The sequence below is a fragment of the Streptomyces sp. NPDC005004 genome (genome assembly GCF_053600675.1).
Window position 1 is genome coordinate 157,192 of sequence record NZ_JBSGAH010000008.1, and the last position, 15,848, is coordinate 173,039.

At 71.6% G+C, this 15,848-nt stretch carries 14 protein-coding genes and 2 tRNA genes; 6 read left to right on the forward strand and 10 right to left on the reverse strand.

The annotated features are described in order from the left end of the window. Positions 1 to 74: 74 nt before the first annotated feature. From ACWEEU_RS13705 to ACWEEU_RS13715, 3 genes are all read right to left on the reverse strand, one after another. Positions 75 to 2,012 (reverse strand): galactose oxidase-like domain-containing protein, encoded by a 1,938-nt coding sequence (locus ACWEEU_RS13705; RefSeq protein WP_451731818.1) that lies wholly within the window; start codon positions 2,010 to 2,012, stop codon positions 75 to 77. Next, the gene (locus ACWEEU_RS13710; RefSeq protein WP_451731821.1) at positions 2,009 to 4,006 is read right to left on the reverse strand and encodes a glycosyltransferase family 2 protein; all 1,998 of its coding nucleotides are present in this window, start codon (positions 4,004 to 4,006) and stop codon (positions 2,009 to 2,011) included. The genes ACWEEU_RS13705 and ACWEEU_RS13710 overlap by 4 nt, the downstream gene beginning before the upstream one ends. Before the next feature lie 325 nt (positions 4,007 to 4,331). Beyond that, positions 4,332 to 4,405 (reverse strand) — tRNA-Lys (locus tag ACWEEU_RS13715). Between the two features lie 197 nt (positions 4,406 to 4,602). On the opposite strand from ACWEEU_RS13715, the gene ACWEEU_RS13720 reads away from it, so the two are divergent. The 4 genes from ACWEEU_RS13720 to ACWEEU_RS13735 all read left to right on the forward strand — a co-directional run bounded on the left by ACWEEU_RS13720 (position 4,603) and on the right by ACWEEU_RS13735 (position 8,443). Next, positions 4,603 to 5,877, forward strand: coding sequence for a peptidoglycan-binding protein (locus ACWEEU_RS13720; RefSeq protein WP_451731824.1), 1,275 nt, complete (start codon positions 4,603 to 4,605; stop codon positions 5,875 to 5,877). A gap of 141 nt (positions 5,878 to 6,018) precedes the next feature. Further along, entirely contained in the window at positions 6,019 to 7,167 is a 1,149-nt protein-coding gene (locus tag ACWEEU_RS13725; RefSeq protein WP_451731827.1) for an SPFH domain-containing protein, read from the forward strand. 125 nt (positions 7,168 to 7,292) lie between these two features. Next, the gene (locus tag ACWEEU_RS13730) at positions 7,293 to 7,892 is read left to right on the forward strand and encodes a lytic polysaccharide monooxygenase auxiliary activity family 9 protein (protein WP_451731830.1); all 600 of its coding nucleotides are present in this window, start codon (positions 7,293 to 7,295) and stop codon (positions 7,890 to 7,892) included. Positions 7,893 to 7,981: 89 nt separating this feature from the next. Beyond that, positions 7,982 to 8,443 (forward strand): DUF3592 domain-containing protein, encoded by a 462-nt coding sequence (locus ACWEEU_RS13735; protein WP_451731833.1) that lies wholly within the window; start codon positions 7,982 to 7,984, stop codon positions 8,441 to 8,443. 53 nt (positions 8,444 to 8,496) lie between these two features. Here the strand turns inward: ACWEEU_RS13735 and ACWEEU_RS13740 are convergent. The 7 genes from ACWEEU_RS13740 to ACWEEU_RS13770 form a co-directional block, all read right to left on the reverse strand. Further along, a tRNA-Lys gene (locus ACWEEU_RS13740) sits at positions 8,497 to 8,570 on the reverse strand. An 88-nt stretch (positions 8,571 to 8,658) separates the two neighbouring features. After that, positions 8,659 to 9,417, reverse strand: coding sequence for an IclR family transcriptional regulator (locus tag ACWEEU_RS13745; protein WP_385741372.1), 759 nt, complete (start codon positions 9,415 to 9,417; stop codon positions 8,659 to 8,661). Between the two features lie 211 nt (positions 9,418 to 9,628). Then, positions 9,629 to 10,423 carry an ectoine/hydroxyectoine ABC transporter ATP-binding protein EhuA gene (ehuA, locus tag ACWEEU_RS13750; RefSeq protein WP_385741375.1) on the reverse strand — a complete coding sequence of 265 codons (795 nt, stop codon included), beginning with the start codon at positions 10,421 to 10,423 and terminating at the stop codon, positions 9,629 to 9,631. Then, positions 10,413 to 11,063 carry an ectoine/hydroxyectoine ABC transporter permease subunit EhuD gene (gene ehuD / locus ACWEEU_RS13755; RefSeq protein WP_385741378.1) on the reverse strand — a complete coding sequence of 217 codons (651 nt, stop codon included), beginning with the start codon at positions 11,061 to 11,063 and terminating at the stop codon, positions 10,413 to 10,415. Before ehuD ends, ehuA begins: the two co-directional genes overlap by 11 nt. Continuing rightward, on the reverse strand, positions 11,060 to 11,788 hold the full coding sequence (gene ehuC / locus ACWEEU_RS13760; protein ID WP_385741381.1) for an ectoine/hydroxyectoine ABC transporter permease subunit EhuC: 729 nt from the start codon (positions 11,786 to 11,788) through the stop codon (positions 11,060 to 11,062). Before ehuC ends, ehuD begins: the two co-directional genes overlap by 4 nt. Beyond that, positions 11,785 to 12,696, reverse strand: coding sequence for an ectoine/hydroxyectoine ABC transporter substrate-binding protein EhuB (gene ehuB / locus ACWEEU_RS13765; protein WP_451731838.1), 912 nt, complete (start codon positions 12,694 to 12,696; stop codon positions 11,785 to 11,787). Before ehuB ends, ehuC begins: the two co-directional genes overlap by 4 nt. Before the next feature lie 54 nt (positions 12,697 to 12,750). Continuing rightward, positions 12,751 to 13,707: a D-2-hydroxyacid dehydrogenase gene (locus ACWEEU_RS13770; protein WP_385741387.1), complete on the reverse strand. Its 957-nt coding sequence runs from the start codon at positions 13,705 to 13,707 to the stop codon at positions 12,751 to 12,753. Between the two features lie 250 nt (positions 13,708 to 13,957). Here ACWEEU_RS13770 and ACWEEU_RS13775 point away from each other — a divergent pair, with 250 nt between their 5' ends. Both ACWEEU_RS13775 and ACWEEU_RS13780 read left to right on the forward strand, forming a co-directional pair. Next, positions 13,958 to 14,650 carry an aspartate racemase/maleate isomerase family protein gene (locus tag ACWEEU_RS13775; protein ID WP_451731841.1) on the forward strand — a complete coding sequence of 231 codons (693 nt, stop codon included), beginning with the start codon at positions 13,958 to 13,960 and terminating at the stop codon, positions 14,648 to 14,650. Between the two features lie 96 nt (positions 14,651 to 14,746). Then, positions 14,747 to 15,835, forward strand: a complete 1,089-nt coding sequence (locus ACWEEU_RS13780) for an LLM class flavin-dependent oxidoreductase (protein WP_451731844.1) — start codon at positions 14,747 to 14,749, stop codon at positions 15,833 to 15,835. Positions 15,836 to 15,848: the final 13 nt, after the last annotated feature.

A 15,848-nucleotide genomic window follows, 5' to 3' on the forward strand; every position in this document is an offset into this window, starting at 1 on the left:
CGATTCGCGGCTCCGCCGCGCGGGTGCGACAAGCCACAGCGCTCCCGCACCCGCTCACAGAGCCCGCGGGAGCGCTACGGCACGCGAACCCACCGCGCCACCGACGGAGTCCCCTGGTCATCGTCCACGAACAGCATGTACCACCCCGACTGCACCAGATTCCGGCTCTTCGGCACGGTGACGGTCACCCGGTCCCCAGCCGCCTTGAAGTCCAGCGCGATGGACCGCTGATCCACATCGGTCACGTGCGTGGACGCGCTGGGCCGGATCAACCGCACCTTGCGGATACTCCGCGCATGGCGAGAGGTGAACGTCCCCGAGGCCCCCCGGGCAAGGACACCGGGCCCCCCGCTCAACTCCGGCCGCGCGTCCCGGTAGAGATACGGCGGGCTGTAGACCTCCACCCGCTGCTCGAACACCCCCGGCTTCGTGTTCGCCCTGTCCCCGTACAGCGAGTCGGAGCCGAAGAACAGCACCCGCCCGTCCGGAAGGAGCAGGGAGCCGGAGTGGTAGTTCCGGCCCACCAGCGGGTCCGCGACGCGGGTGAAGCTGTTGCCGTCGGGGTGGTAGAGCCGCGCCTGGTGGATGTCGGAGTCGCCACGCCCCCGGTAGTCCTCGGAGCCGCCGGAGACCAGCACGGTGTCGTCGGGCAGGATCGAGGACTGCGGATACCTGGTCCCCTTCTCCAGCCGCGGCCCGTCCGTGAAGCGCGGCCGCTCGGCCTTGAGGTCGATGAGCCGCGTCTTCCTGCTGGACAGCGCGGACTCGCCGACCCCGCCCCCGCCGATCACCAGGAACCGTTCGTCCTGAGCCGGAGGAAGCAGCACGGTCCCGGAGGTCTCCATCCGGTCCGGGTCGCCGAGCCCGGGCAGGTCGGTGAACTTGTTGCTGTCCAGGTCCCAGATCCCTGGCGTGCGCCCCACGTCGTCGGGGCCGTAGCCCGCGTTCGACCCGGAGTAGAAGATCTTGCCGTTCTGGAGCAGGAACAGTGCCGGATAGGTCGGGAACTGGCGGATCTTCTTGGTGTACGTCCACTTCTTCGTCCTGGGGTCGAAGATCTCGTTCTTGCCGGGAACGAGCTGACCGATGTCGTCGAGCCCGGAAACGCTGAGGATCTTCCCGTCGGACAGCGTGGTGAGCGTCGGGTACCAGCGGGCCTCGTGCATCGGGTCGACCTTGATGTACCGCTCGGCCACCGGGTCGAACTCGTAGGCGTCGCGGATGCCCTGGAAGTCCTTCTTGTCGAGCGCGAGCTTCTGCGCGATGCCGTACGTGTTGCGCGCCTCGGCGCCCTGGAGACCCTGGACGCGGTAGTTGTCCTGCGTACCGGTCTCGTACCTGGCGCCGCTGCGCCGCGCCTCGACGTAAATGCGCCCCAGACCCGGGTCGTTGTGCAGGAACCTGCCCGTCCTGCGGTCGAAGACCTTCTTCGCGCGCGGGACGAGCACCGGGTCCTTGGAGACGAAGGTCCTGCCGTTCGTCCGCCCGGTGAACTTCGTGCCCGCGGGCAGCGTCATCGGCTTGTCCGGGTTCTCGTTGTGGACGATCATCAGGCCGCCGGCCTTGGTGACGTCGCCCTTGAGCTTCTCGTACCGCTTGGTGCCGCCCGCGATCAGCAGGTTGCCGTTTGCGAGCTGGGTGTGGCCGGTGCAGAACAGGTCGCTGGGCGTGGGGATCTTCTTGATGGTGCCCTTGACCGGGTCGTAGAGCCGGGTGTCGAACTTCTTCCTGTCGAAGTTGTCCTGCTTGTTGCCCGACCCGGCCACCAGCAGCACCTTGCCGGTGTGCAGGAGCGCCGCGTGGATGGTGTCCTGGCGGTACTGCGGGGGGAATTCGATGACGTCCCAGTGCCCGTTGGCCGCCTTGTACTCGGGCTCGTTGATCTTGTACTGGTGGTACTGCGCGGTGCCGAAGCGGTAGAGCCAGGGGCCGTTCATCCCGGCGAGCGCGAGCACGACGACGCTGCCCATGGCGAGCCGGCGGACCCGGCGTCGCCCGGTGTGGTTTCTCATTCCCCACGCCCCCCGAGTCCACCGAAGGCGATGGGCAGGGTGTCGTCGCGCTCACCGTCCGGCGGTGGCCCGCCCCAGGCGGGGCGGGGGTGCGGGATGCGCGGGGTGTCTTCGGCGACCACCTGCGCCACGCCCCCGCCCGCGACCTCGGCCCCGGTCTCGGCCACGAAGTCGGACTGCGCCGCCCGCCCGACCGCCCGCCGCTCCTGCCACAGCGTGTACCGCCACGCGAAGATCGGCGCCGCCGTGATCAGCAGCGCGAACACCGCCCACGTGATCATCGCCGGATGCGCGTGCCCGAGTGCGAAGCCCGCGGTCAGCGATCCCGCGAAGACCGCGATGAAGAACCAGTGGATGCGGAAGGTACCGAACAGCGTGTCCGGGCTGGCCGACTCGCCCTTGGGCGTCACCACGAAGCGGCTCTTGCGGCGCAGTACGGCGTCCATCAGCGAGCGGGCGTACACCGGCGCGGACAGCGCCGACATCACCATGCCCGCGACCCCGCCGGAGCCCTCCGGCTCGTGCGGGGAGACGTTGTGCCGCCGGTTCCAGACGTACAGCCCGATCTGGAGCGCGGAGGCGTTGCCGTAGAGCATCAGCCACACGGTCGGGTCGATGTTCACGCCCGATGCGCCCAGGCCCAGGAAGAGGGCGCAACTGAGTGCCGCCAGAATCCAGTTGAGGGCGGACATCGGATAGAACACGATCATCATCGTGTAGTTGAAGAGCTTGCCGGGCGGCAGCGTGAACAGGCCCTTCCAGTACTGCTTGAGGATCGTCTCGTACGTGCCCCGGGACCAGCGCAGTTGCTGGGTGAAGAAGTCGGTCCAGGCGTTCGGGCCCTCGCCGACCGCGAGCACGTCGGGGGTGTAGACGGACTTCCACTTGCGGCCGGTGGCGGGGTTCGTCGTCCGGTGCATCTCGAAGCCGGTGGCCATGTCCTCGGTGATCGAGTCGTACAGCCCTCCGATCTGCCGGATCGCACCGATCCGCACCGCGTTGGAGGTGCCGACGAACATCGGGCCGCCGTACCGGTTCCCGGCGCGCTGGACGAGCGCGTGGAAGAGGAACTGCTGGGACTCGGCGGCCTTGGTGACGAAGGTGTCGTAATTGCCGTACACCTGCGGGCCGATGACGAAGCCGACGTCCGGGTCGCGGAAGTAGCCGAGCATCCGCTCCAGGTAGTTGGGGAGCGGGACGTGGTCGGTGTCGACGGAGGCGAAGAAGTCGTACGCCTCGCCGTGCGCCTCCAGCCAGGCGTTGTAGTTGCCGTGCTTGGTCTTCGCGCGGTACGGCCCCTCGGGCCGGTTCCAGCGCTCGACGCCCTTGCGGCTGAAGTGGTGGACGCCGAGCCGGGCGCAGACCTCCTTGACGGCCGGGTCGTCGCCCTCGTCGAGGAGCCAGACGTGCAGCAGACCCCGGTGGCGCAGCCGGACGGCGGCCTCCAGGGTGCGGGTGACCATCTCCAGCGGTTCCTTGCCCGGCACGAAGGTGGTCAGGAAGGCCACACGGGTGCCGGTCTCGGGCACCACCGGCACCGGGTCGCGGGCGACGAGGGTGGCGTGCGCGTTGGACAGCACGTTCACACAGCGGAACAACTCGATCAGGCCGATCGAGACCAGCATCACCGTGTCCAGCGCGGGCAGGGCGGCGAAGGCGGGATAGTCGCGCTCGGTCCAGTGCTCCGGCTGAAGCAGCCAGGCCAGCAGGACGAGCGAGAGCAGCGGGGCGGCGCCGAGCATGAGCGCCGCGCGTATACGGTGCGGCTCCTGCGCGAGCAGGGAGCGGTAGCGGACGGTGTAGGGCCGGCCGGGCGGCGGCTCGGTCAGCGGCCCGGCGAGGCGGCTGTAGTGCTCGTAGTCGTATCTGGGCAGGTTCCTCCTGATCCTGCGGAACTGGCCGTCCCGGTGCCGGACGGTGTGCGGATGCGTGGTCCGCGACGGATCGTCGCTCTGGTCATGGCTCTGCCGGGCGCCCTGCGGCGTCGACGTCATGAGTGATCCCCCCACACGCGCGTCGGCGCGTGTTTCGTCGGTCTTCCGCCCCGCCGGTGCCCCCTCGGCCGTCGCGGGACGGTGAACTCCGGTTGACGCGGCATCCCCCTCGGCGCCGCTCGGTCGGCGGGCTCCCCTCCCGCCGGTCGACCACCGGTATCAAACCCCCAACTACCGTGTTTCCACGGCATGATGGACAACAGGGTTCTACGGCGTCGAGCATGATCGCAAGATGCGAAACACGGTGTTTACCGGTCAAAAGTGTTCATGTACCGCACAACGCGATCAGGCCCCTCGTTTTCACGAGAGGCCTGATCGTTGTCTGTGCGCCGCCAGGGACTCGAACCCCGGACCCGCTGATTAAGAGTCAGCTGCTCTAACCAACTGAGCTAGCGGCGCCTGCTGACAGAGAAAACTCTACATGACCTGGAAGGGTGCTCCGACCACCCGCGGGGCGGTCCCGCGCTCCCCGGCCTGCGGGGGAGTGGTCGGCGTACATCATTCGGACCGTCAACATGCGCGTCCCGCCGACAGTTGTGAGACTGATCGACGTGCACACTCGCGGACAAATCCACCCCGAATGTGAGGTAGATCGCATGATCGCTCCGGTGTTCGAGGAAATCGAGCCCGCGAGCGACTGCGACTGCCCCGGCTGCGTCCTCGGGCGGCGGACGGCGCCCCGTCCGTCGCCCGGCGGTTTCCTCGGCCGCCCGGTGGCCCGGGGCGCCGCGGTCGTGGCCGCGGCTTCCGCCGCCTTCGGGGCCGTCCCGCAGGCCGTCGCGCTGGCCGGGGAGCACGCCCCGGCCAGCCCCGGCGGCCCGGCGGCGGACGGCGCGGCCACCACCCCGCAGGGCGGCACCGCCCCACTCTTCGGGAGCGGCACCTCCCAGCCCCCGACCAGCCGCTCCCCGGCCATGACCCGGACCCAGATCATCAACCGGGCCAAGCTGTGGGTGGACGCGCAGGTGCCGTACAGCACGGGCAAGTACTGGTCCGACGGCTACCGCCAGGACTGCTCGGGCTACGTCTCCATGGCCTGGGGTCTGCTCTCCAACGAGTGGACGGGCAGCCTCGCCCAGTTCGGCGTCCGGATCACCAAGGAGGAACTCCAGCCCGGCGACATCCTGCTCTTCCACAACGCCGCCGACCCGCAGAACGGCTCCCACGCCGTGATCTTCGGCGGCTGGACCGACTACACCCACACCGCCTACACCGGCTACGAGCAGACCCCGCCGCACACCCGCCGCCAGAGCACGCCGTACCCCTACTGGAACAACGCCACCAAGTACGTCCCCTACCGCTACAAGAACGTCACCAGCGGGGCGTCCGGTTCGGAGCCCGCCACCGGGGGCGCGCTCACCCCCTTCCCCGGCGCCTCGCGCTTCGGCCCCGGCGCGAACAACGCCTACGTCACCCAGCTCGGCCGGATGCTGGTCGCGCGGGGCGGCGCCTCCTTCTACAACAAGGGCCCGGGGCCGGTCTGGGGCGAGGCGGACCGGCGGGCCACCGAGGCGTTCCAGAAGGCGCAGGGCTGGACCGGCCCGGCCGCCGACGGGCTCCCGGGCCCGCGCACCTGGGAGCTGCTCGTCACCAACGCCGGCAAGGACATCCCGCCCGTCAAGGCGGGCTCGGTACCCGCCTATCCCGGCCGGGACCACTTCCGTCCCGGCGCGAACAACGTCTACGTCACCCGGCTAGGGCAACAGCTCGTGAAGAAAGGATTCGGCAGTTACTACGCCACCGGTCCGGGTCCGGTCTGGAGCGAGTCCGACCGGCGGGCCGTCGAGGCGTTCCAGAAGGCCCAGGGCTGGCGCGGCTCGGCGGCCGACGGCTATCCGGGCCCCGACACCTGGCGCCGCCTCTTCACCTAGCCCCGCCCGCACCCGCACTCACCCCCCGGAGGCGGAGCCGGACGCCCCCGGCCCCGCACCGCCCGACCTCGTCACTCACCCGCTGATCCCTTGGCCCATCCCTTTGTCATGACGCATCTGGCGCGGAGGCTGGAGGCACCCATGAGCACGACCGCACCGCACACGCACGAGTCCGAGTCCGAGTCCGAGGAGCAGACCGAGGGCGCCCCCCTGGGCGCGAACGGCCACCGGCCGCCCCGGCTGATCCACAACGAGGCGACCACCGAGATCCCCGTCCATCTCCTCTTCCGCGACGACCCCGCCCCCGCGCCCGTCCCGCTGAAACCCGCCGTGGTGGGCCGTCGACAGGGCGCCGGCGAGCCGAGCCTCGCGCCCCCGGCGCCGCAGAGCCGCCCCCGTCCGGCACCTTTGGCCGACCCGGAGCTGGTGGAGCGCCCGGCGCGGGTCCTGCCCGGGGCGGCCGGGGTGTGCGCGGGGCTCGGCGGGGTCGCCGGGTGCCTGGCCACCTCGTGGTGGGCGGGCGTGCTGCCGCCGCTCCTCCTGGAGTCGCTTCGGCTGCCCGCGCAGGCGGGCGCGGGGCTCGGCCCGGCGCAGTGGGCGGCGTACGCCGGGGCCGGGATGGTCGGGCTGTCCGGGTTCGCGGGGCTGGCCCGGGGGCGCACCGGACGGGCCTGGGTGCTCGGGATGTTCGGCCGCTACCGGGGCACGGTCCGCCGTACCGGTCTGCTCTGGGTGAACCCGCTGCTGCGGCGGCGCCGGGCGGACGTGCGGCTGCGGCACTGGCGCAGCGAGGCGATCCCGGCGGCGGACGCGAGCGGGGTGGCGCTGCGGGTGTCGGTCCTCCTGGTGTGGCGGGTGCGGGACACCGCGCGGGCGCTGCTCGGGATCGAGGACCACGAGGGCTATCTGCGCGAGTGTGTGGAGGCGGCCCTGGCCCGGGTGCCGGTGGAGGCTCCGGGCGGTACCCGCGGCGGCGCGGACGCGTCGGCGGAGGTGCTGACCCGGCTGGTGGCGGGGGACGCGGCCGCGGCCGGTCTGGAGGTGTTCTCGGTACGGCCGCTCCGGGTGGAGTACGCCCCCGAGGTGGCCGCCGCGATGCACCGGCGCCGGATCGCCGCCCTGGACGCCCGGCAGCGGGCCACGATGCTCGGCTCGGTGGTGGATTCGGTGGAGGACACGGTGACCCGGCTGACCGTGCGCGGTCTGGTCGAGCTGGACGACTACGAGCGCAAGGCGCTGGTGCGGGACCTCACCGTGGCGTTCTGCTCGGGGCGCGGGGAGCCCGCCTGAGGTCCGGCCGCCCGGGGTGCGCGCACGGTATGGACATGTTCAACTCCCGGTAATAATCTGACACTTGGTCTAGACCTACTGCACGGCTCAGTGAACTTCCCCCACGTTCTCCCAGGAGCGGCAGCATGAAGACCAAGTTGTCCGTCGCCCTGCTCGTCGCGGTGACCGCGGGAGCCTTCGGGCTCTCCACCACCGCGGCCAGCGGGCACGGCTACACCGACCTTCCGGTCAGCCGGCAGAAGCTGTGCCAGAACGGCACCGTGGCGAACTGCGGCGACATCCAGTGGGAGCCGCAGAGCGTCGAGGGCCCCAAGGGCTTCCCGGCCTCGGGTCCCGCCGACGGCCAGCTCTGCAACGGCGGCGTGAGCCGCTTCGCCCAGCTCAGCGCGCCGGTCACCCCCTCCGGCGGAGCCTGGCCCACGACCAGGGTCACCGGCGGCCAGTCGTACACCTTCCGCTGGCAGTTCACCGCCTCGCACGCCACCACCGACTTCAGCTACTACGTCACCAGGCAGGGCTGGAACCAGAACCACGCGCTCTCCCGCTCCGACCTCAACCTCACCCCGTTCCTCAAGGTGCCGTACAACAACCAGCGGCCGCCGTCCTCGCTCAGCCACAGCGGGACGCTGCCGACGGGGCTCAGCGGACATCACGTCATCCTCGCGGTGTGGACGATCGCGGACACGGGCAACGCGTTCTACGCCTGCTCCGACGTCACCTTCTGACCTCCGGCCGATCTCTGAGCTTCGCTTGAGGCCGAACCCCCTGCGGGGTGGGTACGTTCACCGCAGACCGCTCGGCAAGGGGGAACCTCATGGATCTGGTGCTCTACGTCATTCCGTCGATCATGATCGCGCTGTGCGTCCTCTTCGCGGCCAAGCTGGTGCGGCGCAGCCGCCGGGTCGGCCGGACCTGGGCGCACGGGCTGACCGCCGAGGGCCGCTGTCTGCACACGTACGCCACGACCGGTGGCGGCCGGGACACCAGCGTCCACACCACGCTGCACCACGTGTACGAATTCACCACCCGCGAGGGCCGGACCTACCGCTTCGACGAGACGGACGGCTCCCCGATGGTCGTCACGGGCGATCACGTCACCGTGCGCTACCTCCCGGAGGAGCCGGAGGGCGCCACCGCGCTCCCCCCGCAGCCCGGTCGTCTCGCCCTGGTCACGGGGGTCGGACTGGCCATCCTCGGCGTGGTGGTCGTCGGCTGCGCCGTCTTCATGGGTGTCGTCCACGAGGGCTCCGCGAGCGCGGCGAGCCTGATGCCCTGACCGGTCCGGAGCACGCTGAAGGCCCCCCGCTTGCGCGAGGGGCCTTCGTTCTGTGCGCCGCCAGGGACTCGAACCCCGGACCCGCTGATTAAGAGTCAGCTGCTCTAACCAACTGAGCTAGCGGCGCGTGACTCTCGCCTTCCGCTCTTCGCGGCCGGCGACAGAGAAAATACTACCTGGTCCTGGAGGGTGCTCGTGACCACCCGCCCAGCCCCCTACAGCGCGAGCGACAGCAGTACCGGCGCCGCGCTGCGGTGGAGCGTGTCCGCCGCCTGCCGCAGCCGGTGCGCCCGCTCCACCGGGAGCGAGACCGCGAGGCAGCCCACGGCGGAGCCGGCCGTGACGGGGACGGCCGCGCAGACCGTGCCGACCGCGTACTCCTGGAGGTCCAGGACCGGCGCCGTGGGCGGCTGCGCGGCGAGCCGGGACAGCAGCAGCTTGTCGCTGGTGATCGTGTGCGAGGTGAGCCGGGCCATCCGGTGCCGGGCCAGATGGTCCCGGCGGGCGCCCGGGTCGAGCTGGGTCAGCAGGCTCTTGCCGACCGCCGTGGCGTGCGCCGAGCAGCGGAAGTCCACCCACTCGTTGACGGCCGGGGTGGTTGGGCCCGCCGCGTAGTGGGTGACCCGGACCTCGCCGTCCACGTACCGGCTCATGTAGACCGCCGCACCCACCGAGTCCCGCAGCCGGTCCAGGACCTGCTGGATCTTCTCGCGCAGCGCCCGCTCCCGGCCGTGCGCCGAGGTGAGCCGGCGCAGCGCGTCCCCGGTGACCCAGGCGCCGTCGGTGAGCTGCTCGACGTACCCCTCGCGGCGCAACATGCGCAGCAGGGCGGTCAGTCGTTCGGCGTCCAGGGCCGTACGGCGGGACAGGACGGCGTCGGTGACGCCGGCGGAGTGCCGGGCCACCCACTCCAGCACGCGCAGCGCGTCCTGGGCCGAGTGGTACGGGGCGGTCGGCTCGTGCTTCAGCGCCACGGTTTCCCCCTGCGCTCGCTCGCTTGTGGCCGCGAGGTCCGGTCGGGACCGTTTTCCACGATAACGGCCAACGGGCCCCGGAGAGGAGGGGGTTGACAAACTCGCCCGCGCCCCTGCCGACCCCCTCCGAGCTGCGGCGCGGGCCCTGTGGCATATGCCTTAGGCATCACCCAATGCCTGGACCTCGGCTTCCCGCGTTCACCCTGGGTGCTCACAGCACCGCGCTGAGGAACTCCCGGGTCCGCTCCTCCTCCGGATCGCTGAAAATCCTTTCCGGCGGACCCGCTTCCACGATCCGGCCCTCGTCGAACATCAGCACCTGGTCGGAGATGTCCCGCGCGAAGCCCATCTCGTGGGTCACGCACAGCATGGTGATGTCGGTGCCGCGCGCGATGTCCCGCAGCAGATCCAGCACGCCCGCGACCAGCTCGGGGTCGAGCGCGCTGGTCACCTCGTCCAGGAGCAGCACCCGGGGCCGCATCGCCAGCGCCCGGGCGATCGCCACGCGCTGCTGCTGGCCGCCGGAGAGCCGGGTGGGCCGCGCGTCGCACTTGTCGGAGAGCCCGACCAGCTCCAGGAGCTCCCGGGCCCGCGCCTCGGCCTCGTCCCGGTCCAGGCCGAGGACCTGGACGGGCGCCTCGGTGATGTTGCGCAGCACCGACATGTTCGGGAACAGGTTGAACTGCTGGAACACCATGCCGATCTTCTTGCGCACCTCCCGGATCTGCTTCTCCGGCGCCGGGAAGAGCGCCTCGCCGTCCACGGTGATCGTGCCCTCGTCCGGCTTGGTGAGGGTCATCAGCATCCGCAGGATCGTCGTCTTGCCCGAGCCGGAGGGGCCGATCAGGGTCACATGGCGGCCGGCGTCCACGGAGAAGTCGAGGCGGTCGAGGACCGTGTTCTCACCGAACTTCTTGCTCACCCCGGCCAGCCGGATCAGCTCGCCGCCGGGGGTGCTCCCGGCCGGGGTCGGGTCGGCGGCCGTCGGGTCGATGTCAGCGGACAAGGCGTCGCTCCAGGGCTCGCAGGAGAAGGGAGGCCAGATAGGACAGGACGATGAAGGCCACCCCGATCACGGTCAGCGGCTCGGTGAACTGGAAGTGCTGCTGGGAGAAGAGCCGGGCCCGGCCCAGCATCTCCAGCACCGTGATCACCATCAGCATCGGCGTGTCCTTCAGCATGGAGATCACGTAGTTGCCGAGGGCGGGCACCACCCGTCGCACGGCCTGCGGCAGGATCACCGCCGTCCAGGTCCGGCGCCGCGACAGGCTCAGCGCGGTGGCCGCCTCCCACTGCCCGGCGGGCACGGCCTCGATACCGGCGCGGTAGACCTGCATGGTGTACGTCGAGTAGTGCAGCCCGATCGCGACGACTCCCGTGGTCAGCGCCGAGAAGGTCAGCCCCCACTCGGGCAGCACGTAGAACAGGAAGAACAACTGCACCAGCAGCGGGGTGTTGCGCACGAACTCGGTGACCGTGCCCACCGGCCAACGCACCCAGCGCGAGGGCAGCCGCATCAGCAGCGCCCACACCAGTCCCAGCGTGAAGGACAGCAGCGAACCGAACGCCAGCACCCGCAGGGTGACGAGCAGGCCCTGCCAGAAGTACGGCATGAAGCCGCCGACCGCGTTCCAGTCCCAGGTCATGCCGCACCACCCCCGCCGGTGGCGACACCGGTCGTCTGCGCGCGCTTGTGCTCACGCGCCGCCGTCCCGGTCCCCGCGTCCTTGCCGAGCCCGGCCTTCAGCCGCTTCTCCAGCGCGCGCATCAGCCGGGTGAGGACGAAGGCGATCACGAAGTAGATGAGCAGCACGTACGCGTAGATCTCCGCGCTCTGCTGGAGCGCGAGCCGCACCAGGTTGGCGCTGAACGTCAGATCGCCCATGCCCATCACCGACACCAGCGCGGTGCCCTTGAGCAGCTCGACCAGCAGATTGCAGAAGGAGGGGATCATCTCCGGCACCGCCTGCGGCAGCAGGATCAGCCGCAGCCGCTGCCAGGGCGTGAACCCGAGCGCGATCCCGCCCTCGCGCTGCGCGGGGTCGACCGCGCTCAGCGCGCCGCGCACGATCTCCGCGCCGTACGCGCCGTAGGTCAGCCCGAGCGCCAGGGTGCCCGCCCACAGCGGCACCAACTGCCAGCCGAAGGCGATCGGCAGCACGAAGAACACCCAGAAGATCATCACCAGCGCCGAGGTGCCGCGGAACACCTCGGTGTACAGCCCCGCGAGGAAGCGGGTGATCCAGCGCCGCCCGGTGCGCGCGATGCCGGCGGCGAAGGAGGCGACCGTCGCCAACGCAGCGCTGAACAGCAGCAGTTGGAGCGTGGTCCAGACGCCCTTGAGGACGAGTATCCAGAGCCCTGAGGTCATCGGCCGCACAGCTCCTTCGCGGTCAGGTCCGTCATCTCGTCCTTCGTGAACCCGAAGGGCCGCAGAATCCGGAGCAGTTCGCCGCTCTTCCTCAGCTTGTGCAGCTCGGTGTTGAAGGCGTCGCGCAGCCGGGTCTCGCCGGGCCGGAACGCGAACGCCCCTCCGTCCACGTGCCGTCGGCCCTTCACGATCGGTGCGAACGGCTCGGTGGCCTCCGCCTTCGCGGACTTCTTCACCACCTCGCGGACGGTGACCGCCGTACCGGCGAACACGTCCACCCGCCCCGCCTCGACCGCGTTCAGCCCGGCCACCTGGTCGGGCACGATCAGGATGTCGCTCTCCTTGTAACCCGCCTCGACGGCGTACTGGATCTCCGCGTACCCGGTGCCGGTCGCGAACTTCGCCTTCTTCGCCACCACGTCCTGGTACGAGCGCAGGCCCTTCGGATTGCCCTTGCGGACGACGAAGGAGTCCAGCATCTGATAGTCCGGGTCGGCGAAGACGACCTGCTCGCAGCGCTCGGCGTTGACGTACATCCCCGCCGCGACCACGTCGAACTGCTGGGAGTTCAGGCCCGGGATGAGTGAGCCGAACTCGGTCGGCACGGGCTGCACCGCGTCCACTCCGAGCCGCTTGAAGATCACCCGGGCCAGCTCGGGCGCCTCGCCCGTCAGCCGCCCCTGCCGGTCGATGTACCCGAAGGGCACCTCACCGGCGATCCCGAGCCGTGCGACGCCCTGCGCCCGCAGCCGGTCGAGCAGTTCACCGCCCCGCGTGCCCGCAGCCGGAGCCACCCGTGTGCAGCCCGCCGCGCCGAGCCCGCCGAGCGCGGCCGCCCCGAGCAGCAGCGAGCGTCTGCGCACGGGTGGCCGGATTACGTCTCTGCCGTTGCCTGGTGGTGAAGCCATGGCGGCGCCGCTACCCAGACGTTCACGGGGTATGCCCGCCGCTTTTCGCCGGGATCAATGACCCGGCACGTAACCCCGCTTCTTGTCCACCATGTTGACCAGTGGACGGCCCGCCGCCCAGCGCTCGTACAACTCCACGAACTGAGTGCCCAGTTCATCGCGCCAGCCGACCGTGTCACCGGCCATGTGCGGGGAGACGAGTAGACCCGGCGCGTGCCACAACGGGCTGTCGGCGGGCAGGGGTTCGGTGGCGAACACGTCCAGGGCGGCGCCCGCGATCCACCGGTTGCGCAGGGCCCCGGCGAGGGCGTTCTCGTCGACCAGACCGCCCCGGCCGACGTTCACGAACACCGCCGAGGGCTGCATGACCCCGAACCGGCGCGTGTCGAACATGCGGTACGTCCGCTCGGTCAGCGGCGCGGCCGCGATCACCCAGTCCGAGCGGGCGATCAGACGGTCCAGGTCGGCCGGGCCGTGCACCCCGGTCCTGGGCACCCGGCCCACCAGCGCCGGGGTCACCCCGAGCGCCTTCAGCGTACGCGCGATGGCCCGGCCGATCGGCCCCGAGCCGACCACGCACGCCCGCGTGCCCGCGACCCGCCGCGTCTCGCGGTGCCGCCACTCGCGCCGCCGCTGGAACTCCACCGTGCCCGGCAGGTCCTTGGCGACGGCCAGCACCAGCGCCGCCACGTACTCCGCGACCGGCTGCTCGAACACCCCGCGCGCGTTGGTCACCACCGTGTCGCTCGCGGCCAGCTCCGGGCACAGCAGATGGTCCACGCCCGCGCTCGCCGTGTGCACCCACACCGGGCGGGAACCGTCCCCCGGCCACGCCTCACGGACGGCGGTGGAGGCGAAGTCCCACACGAGCAGCACATCGGCCTCGGGCAGCCGCCCGGCAAGCCCGGCCGCGTCGGTGCGCAGCACGCGGACCCGGCCGGTGAGCCTGCCCAGCCGGGGCGGCGGATCGGCGTCCAGCACCAGCAGGGTGGGACGGGTCGGAACGTGCATCGGCCTCCCGGGTCCGGGGGCGCGCGGGGCGTCCGGCACAGGCGGACCGACCACGTTGGCACGCATGCCGGACCCCGTCAACGACCACGGCCCGCTCGGCCACGCGGGGACGGTGGCGCCGTTCACCCCATGGGTTCGGCTCCGACGGGGTACGTGACCGGGAGGCGGCCGCCCGGCAACCGGGGCGGCGCGCCGACGGCCGGGCCCGCACAGGGACCGGCCCGCACACGAACCCGACGGAAGGGCCGACATGACCGCACTCGGACTGCTCTGCACGGACCACCGGGGCGAGGACGACTACCCCCGCATCGAGCAGCTCCTCGGCAGCGACGTCCGGGTGGACCTCGTACGCCTCGACCCGGGCGCGGGGATCGCGGGCGCCGCGGAGGAGCTGCGGCTGGCCGGGGCCGACGCGGTGGTGCGTACAGGGGAGGGCTTCGCGCACGACGCGGAGGACGAGGCCAACCGGGCGGAGGAACTGGCCCGGCAGACCGGGATGCCCGCCTCCTCCACCGCGCTCGCCTTCGTCAACGCGGTCCGCGACCTCGGCGTGACCCGGGTCGCGGTGGCGGCGCCCGCCGGCACCCACGAGGACACGGCCCGGCTGCGCGGCTTCCTGCGCGCGGGCGGCCTGGAGGTGACCGGCACCCACACCGCCGGACCCGCCCCCGCTTCCGGCACCGGCACCGGCACCGGCTCCGACGAGGACGTCCTGCTGGCGCTGGTGACCGCCGCCGACACCCCGGACGCCGAGGCCGTGCTGCTCACCGACCCCGCGCTGGAGGCCGCCGCGCAGGTGCCCGCGCTGGAGAAGGCGGCCGGCAAGCCGGTGCTCACCGCGAGCCAGGTCACCGTGTGGGAGGGGCTGCGGCTGGCCGAGCGGCGGGTGCACGCCCCCGATCTGGGCGCGCTGTTCACCCGCACCCCCGCCTCGGAGCTGTGACACCGGGAGACCGGCGGCGGTGGCGGAAATAAACGGAGACCGTCTCCTGTTGGCCCGTGGCAGGAAAGCCACGCCGGACAGCAGGAGGCACCCACCGTGTCGGCAGACGAGATCCGGGGCGCCGCCCTCGGCACCGCCCCCGTCCCCCTCTCCGTACTGGACCTGGTCACCGTCGGCGCGGGCAGCACCGCCACCGACGCGCTGCGCACCAGTGCGGACCTGGCCCGGTTCACCGAGGGGCGCGGTTTCCACCGCTTCTGGGTCGCCGAGCACCACTCCATGCCGGGCGTCGCCTCCTCCTCGCCCGCGGTGATCCTCGCCCATCTCGCCGCCCACACCGAGCGCATCCGGCTCGGCTCGGGCGGCGTCATGCTGCCCAACCACGCCCCGCTGGTCATCGCGGAGCAGTTCGGCACCCTGGAGGCGCTCGCGCCGGGCCGGATCGACCTGGGCCTCGGCCGCGCCCCCGGCACCGACGGGGCGACCGCCGCCGCGCTGCGCCGCAGCGACACCCTGCACGAGGGCGCCGACGACTTCCCGCAGCAACTGTCCGAGCTGACCCGCTTCCTGGACGACGACTTCCCCGACGGCCACCCCTACGCCCGCATCCACGCCGTACCCGGACCGGTGCAGGCCACCAGCCCCGGCGGGGTGCAGTCCCCGCACCGCCCGCCGATCTGGCTGCTCGGCTCCTCCGGCTTCAGCGCGCAGCTCGCCGGGATGCTCGGTCTGCCCTTCGCCTTCGCGCACCACTTCTCGGCGCACAACACCATCCCGGCGCTCGACCTGTACCGGGAGACCTTCCGCCCCTCCGCCGTGCTGTCCGCGCCGTACGCCCTCATCGGCGTCTCCGCGCTGGCCACGGACGACGAGCGCGAGGCGCCCCGTCAGGTGCGGGCGGCGGCACTGAACATGGTCCGGCTGCGCACCGGGCGCCCCGGGCTCTTCCCGGACCCGGAGGAGGCGGCGAAGCACGAGTTCAGCCCGATGGAGGAGGACTTCGCGTCCTCCTGGACGAAGAACATCGTGCACGGCACCGCCGAGGAGGTCCGCGCGGGCCTGGACGACCTGCACAAGCGCACCGGCGCCGACGAGCTGATGCTCACCACCCACGGCCACCGCGGCGAGCTGCGCCTGCGCTCCTACGAACTGATCGCGGACGCCTACGGCCTGCCGGCGGTGTAGGACTTCCAGGGGG

Bases quoted from the DNA above. Each gene is read 5' to 3' on its own strand.
- ACWEEU_RS13710 (WP_451731821.1), bottom strand. From the start codon at position 4,006: ATGACGTCGACGCCGCAGGGCGCCCGGCAGAGCCATGACCAGAGCGAC.
- ehuB (WP_451731838.1), bottom strand. From the start codon at position 12,696: ATGGCTTCACCACCAGGCAACGGCAGAGACGTAATCCGGCCACCCGTG.
- ACWEEU_RS13720 (WP_451731824.1), top strand. From the start codon at position 4,603: ATGATCGCTCCGGTGTTCGAGGAAATCGAGCCCGCGAGCGACTGCGAC.
- ACWEEU_RS13705 (WP_451731818.1), bottom strand. From the start codon at position 2,012: ATGAGAAACCACACCGGGCGACGCCGGGTCCGCCGGCTCGCCATGGGC.
- ACWEEU_RS13735 (WP_451731833.1), top strand. From the start codon at position 7,982: ATGGATCTGGTGCTCTACGTCATTCCGTCGATCATGATCGCGCTGTGC.
- ACWEEU_RS13730 (WP_451731830.1), top strand. From the start codon at position 7,293: ATGAAGACCAAGTTGTCCGTCGCCCTGCTCGTCGCGGTGACCGCGGGA.
- ACWEEU_RS13725 (WP_451731827.1), top strand. From the start codon at position 6,019: ATGAGCACGACCGCACCGCACACGCACGAGTCCGAGTCCGAGTCCGAG.
- ACWEEU_RS13775 (WP_451731841.1), top strand. From the start codon at position 13,958: ATGACCGCACTCGGACTGCTCTGCACGGACCACCGGGGCGAGGACGAC.
- ACWEEU_RS13770 (WP_385741387.1), bottom strand. From the start codon at position 13,707: ATGCACGTTCCGACCCGTCCCACCCTGCTGGTGCTGGACGCCGATCCG.
- ehuC (WP_385741381.1), bottom strand. From the start codon at position 11,788: ATGACCTCAGGGCTCTGGATACTCGTCCTCAAGGGCGTCTGGACCACG.
- ehuD (WP_385741378.1), bottom strand. From the start codon at position 11,063: ATGACCTGGGACTGGAACGCGGTCGGCGGCTTCATGCCGTACTTCTGG.